General features: G+C 67.3%; 2 protein-coding genes and 1 pseudogene. 1 reads left to right on the forward strand and 2 read right to left on the reverse strand.

Annotation, left to right across the window (positions count from 1 at the left end; translation table 11 throughout):
- A partial coding sequence (locus D7V88_RS39195) for an arylsulfatase (RefSeq protein WP_147449071.1) occupies window positions 1-2,146 on the reverse strand: 2,146 nt, incomplete at its 3' end.
- Window positions 2,147-2,176: 30 nt separating this feature from the next.
- Complete coding sequence (locus D7V88_RS39200) at window positions 2,177-3,736, reverse strand: arylsulfatase (RefSeq protein ID WP_120545631.1); 1,560 nt, start codon at window positions 3,734-3,736, stop codon at window positions 2,177-2,179.
- A gap of 274 nt (window positions 3,737-4,010) precedes the next feature.
- Here D7V88_RS39200 and D7V88_RS39205 point away from each other — a divergent pair.
- Window positions 4,011-4,552: pseudogene (locus D7V88_RS39205) on the forward strand (hypothetical protein); the annotation flags it as partial.

Genomic DNA, 4,552 nt, shown 5'->3' on the forward strand with positions numbered 1-4,552 from the left:
CGCCCCGCCCGTTGATGAAGAGCTGCACGTTGGCGGGGCCGCCCAGCGTGGTGGACTCGTTGGTGAACACCACCGACAGCTCCACGCGGCCGGACGGCACCTCCTCCGACGACACCGCCTCCGAGCGGACCATGTCGAAGAAGTTGTAGTGGTACACCAGCCGCCGGTCCTTCACGTACAGCGTCCAGCCGCCCACGTCCCCTCCCAGGCAGATGATGACGCCCTCCGCGCCGCCTTCCGGGATGTCCACCACCGCCGTGAGCGTGTAGCTGACGTTGTGCGTCTTGGGCGCGCTGCCCTCCGGCAGGTACGTCATGCCTTCGTAGAACGTCACGCGCTGGCGGCCGTAGAACCAACTGGGGCGCAGGGACACATCCGCGCGCTCCACGAAGCGGTCGTCCAGGGGGAGCACGTTGTACTTCGCGGCCTCCACCATGAAGAGGTCCTGCAACTCACGCAGCTTCTCCGGGTGCTTCGCGGCCAGGTCCTTCGCCTGACTGAAGTCCTTGCGAATGTCATACAGCTCCCAGCGGTCCTCGGCGAAGTCCGCGCTGCCCATGTTCACCCATGGCAGCCGCCCGTGCCGGCAGGAGGCCATCCACCCGTCGTGGTACAGGGCGCGGTTGGCGAACATCTCGAAGTATTGCGTGGTGCGGTGGCCCGGCGCGTCCGCGTGCTTCGCATCGAAGGTGTAGGCCAGGCTCGTGCCTTCGATGGGCTTCTGCGGCACGCCGTGCATCACCGTGGGTTCGGTGATGCCAATGACTTCCAGCACGGTGGGCAGGATGTCGATGACGTGGTGGAACTGGAAGCGCACGCCGCCCTTGTCCTCCACCTCGCGGGGCCAGGAGACAATCATCGGATTGCGCGTGCCGCCGAAGTGGGAGGCGACCTGCTTGGTCCACTGGAAGGGCGTGTCCCCGGCCCAGGCCCAGCCGACGGGGTAGTGCGGTGAGGTGCCCGGCAGGCCGATTTCATCGATGCGCGGCAGGATGTCCTCGATGTTCGGCACGTCGCCGCCCAGCACGGCCATCTCGTTGAGGGTGCCCGTGAGCGAGCCCTCGGCACTCGAACCGTTGTCGCCAATGATGTACATGACGAGCGTGTTGTCCTGCTCGCCCAGGTCGTGGAGCGTCTCCAGGACGCGGCCCACCTCGTGGTCGGCGTGGGAGAGGAAGTCCGCGTAGTTCTCCATCAGGCGGATGTAGAAGCGCTGCTGTTCCGCAGTGGCTTCGTCCCAGGCGGGGATCTCCGCGGGGCGCTCCGTGAGCTGCGTGTCCGGGGGGATGACGCCCAGGTCCAACTGCCGCTGCCACACCTGGCGGCGGTATTCGTCCCAGCCCATGTCGAACTTCCCCGCGTGCCGGCCGCGCCAGTCGAGCGGCGGCTGGTGGGGCGCGTGCGCGGCGCCGGGGGAGAAGTAGGTGAAGAAGGGACGGTCGGGCGCGATGGCCTTCTGCTGCTTCATCCACTGGATGCAGTCATCCGCCAGGTCACGCGTGAGCTGGTAGCCCTCTTCCGGCGTGCGACTGGCTTCCACCGGTGTCGTGCCCCGGTAGAGCGACGGGTAGAACTGGTCCGTCTCCCCGCCGATGAAGCCGTAGAAGTAGTCGAAGCCGCGCTGCGTGGGCCAGTTGTCGAAGGGGCCGGCGGGGCTCGTCTGGTTGTCGGGGACGTTGTGGTTCTTGCCAAACCAGCCGGTGGCGTAGCCGTTCTCCCGCAGGACCTCCGCGATGGTGCAGCAGCTCTTCGGGATGATGCCGGTGTAGCCGGGGAAGCCGGTGGCCACCTCCCCGATGTTGCCGGACGAAACGCTGTGGTGATTGCGCCCGGTGAGGAGCGCGGCGCGGGTGGGGGAGCACAGGGCCGTGGTGTGGAACTGGCAATACTTCAGGCCGCCCCGCGCCAGCCGCTCCGCCACCGGCATCTCCACGAAGCCCCCGAACGCGCTGGACCAGCCGAAGCCCACGTCATCCAGCAGGACGAGCAGGATGTTGGGAGCCTTCTCCGGAGCGCCCTGCAACGGTGGGTAGTCCGCCCGGGAATCCTTGTACGTGAGCCCGATGCGGGCCTTGGGGAAGCGGTATTCGGGACGGGGGTAGACATTGCGGTCCACCCTGCGAGGGAAGCGCGTCTTCTTCGCCATGGTGCAGGACCTCGTTCGAAAGGGTGGGCGTCAGTGGACCGCGGGCTGCTCCTCGACCGGCGCGGTCTCCTCCTCGGGCGGGGCCGCGACGGCGAGGGTCGCTTGCTTCTCGCGGGCGCGCTCCAGGGCCTGGTCGATGCTGAAGCTCGCGGGCCGCTGGCGGGGAGGGAACAGCTCGAAGGTCTTCAGGAACTGGCCGACGATGGCCTGCGCGGGAACCAGGATGAAGCCGCGCGCGGCGAACCACCGGTCGTAGTAGACCGACGCGTCCGTGTCCGCCCGTTCGAACGGATCGCTCCGGAGGTTGAAGAGCTTCGGGATGCGCAGCGCCGACAGCTCCTCCCGCCACACATTCAAGCCATGGGCACGCTGCTCCATGAAGACGACCTTCCAGGCGTCGAAGCGCAACGCCATGAGGTCGCCGTCATCGCTCCAGTAGAAGAAGGCCCGGCGCGGGTTCTCCTCCACGTCGCCCTTGAGGAAGGGCATCATGTTGTAGCCGTCGATGTGGACGTTGAAGGTCTTCTTCCCGGCCGTGTGTCCCTTCATGAGCTTCCCGGCGATGTCGGGCTCTCCGGCGGCCGCGAGCAGGGTGGGCAGCAGGTCGGTATGCGAGACCACCTCGTTAGAGATGGTCCCCGGCTCGATGACCCCCGGCCAGCGGATGACGCAGGGCACGCGCCAGCCGCCCTCCCAGTTGGTGTCCTTCTCGCCGCGGAACGGGGTGCTGCCGCCATCCGGCCAGCTCATCACCTCGGCGCCGTTGTCGGTCGAATACACCACGAGGGTGTCCTCGGTGATGCCCAGCTCATCCAGCTTGTCGAGCAGCACGCCGACCATTCCGTCGTGTTCCACCATTCCGTCCGGGTACAGCCCCAGGCCCGTGACCCCCTGTGACTCCTTCTTCAGGTGCGTGAAGACGTGCATGCGGGTGGAGTTGAACCAGATGAAGAAGGGCTTCTCTTCCTTCTTTGCCTTGTCCATGAAGTCCAGGGTCGCGCCCAGGAACTCCTCGTCCACGGTCTCCATGCGCTTCTTCGTCAGCGGGCCGGTGTCCTCGATTCGCTGGGTGCCGTCAGGATTGGCCCAGCAATGCAACACACCGCGCGGGCCGAACTTCTTCCGGAACTCGGGGTTCTTGGGGTAGTCCACGTTCTCCGGCTCCTCCTCCGCGTTGAGGTGGTAGAGATTGCCGAAGAACTCGTCGAAGCCGTGCATGGTGGGCAGGTACTCGTCGCGGTCGCCCAGGTGGTTCTTTCCGAACTGGCCCGTGACATAGCCCAGGGGCTTGAGCAGGTCCGCGATGGTCGGATCCTCGGGCTGGAGGCCCAGCTTCGCGCCGGGCAGCCCCACCTTGGTGAGGCCCGTGCGGATGGGCGACTGGCCGGTGATGAAGGCGGCGCGTCCCGCCGTGCAGCTCTGCTGCCCATACCAGTCGGTGAACCGCGCCCCCTCCTTCGCGATGCGGTCGATATTCGGGGTGCGGTAGCCCATGGCTCCCTGGTGGTAGCAACTGGGATTGAACCAGCCGATGTCGTCACCGAAGATGACCAGGATGTTCGGTTGCTTCTTGGCCTGTTTCTTCGCCATGGGTCTTCTCCTCCGCACGTGTGATGGATGCCTGGATTGCAGGCAGTCCCAAAGGTGAGCTGCCCCGCAGGCGAAGGGGAGGTGCGGGGGGGCGGGAGGTCGTGACGGTTGCTTCCCGGTGGGCGCCCTGGAAACAACCCGCGCGGCCTTGTCGAGGATTTGGCGCTCGGTCCACTCGGCGGCCCTGCATTGCCTGGGTGCCCATGCGTTCCCATCCTCTTGTGGAACGCTCTTCATCCGCCGAAGCCGGACCGACGGGAAGGATGGGTGGGTGATGCAGGGCAGGCGGTTCACGAGCCCGGTTGAAGCGCTTCGCAACCTGTCGCTGTCGCTGGCTCGCCTCGCGGCGAGCGAGGCCGCGAGCGGCGCGGTGCATGGCTCGGCGGACGGGCTGCGCAAGGAGCTGCCGGAGTTCGATGGGCAGTTGCGCGCGCTCCTCGAGGACGCGCTCACGGTGCTGGGGCGGCTGGCGCATGAGGCCGCCGAGCGTGAGCGTGTGACGCCGACGGTCGCGGCCCATTCCCTGGCGGGGGCGGCCATGGCGGGCGCGCTGGAGGCGCTGTCGCGGGAGTGGAACGAGGGCGGCCTGCCCCTTCACGCCTTCACGGTGCGCCTCAACCACCTCTTCGACGAGGCGTTGCTGTTCGCCCACTCCCGCACCGATGAGATCCGCAAGCCGGGGGAGCGGGCGCAGGCCATGGCCCGGGGGATGGTGAAGGCGGCCACGGAGCAGCTTCATGCCTCCGTGCCAGTCCTCATGGAGGACGCGCGCGCGCTGGCTCCGCTGGGAGAGGAAGTGGCCTCGCGGGTGGGCCG

The sequence above is a fragment of the Corallococcus terminator genome, from assembly GCF_003611635.1.
Lineage (GTDB): Bacteria > Myxococcota > Myxococcia > Myxococcales > Myxococcaceae > Corallococcus > Corallococcus terminator.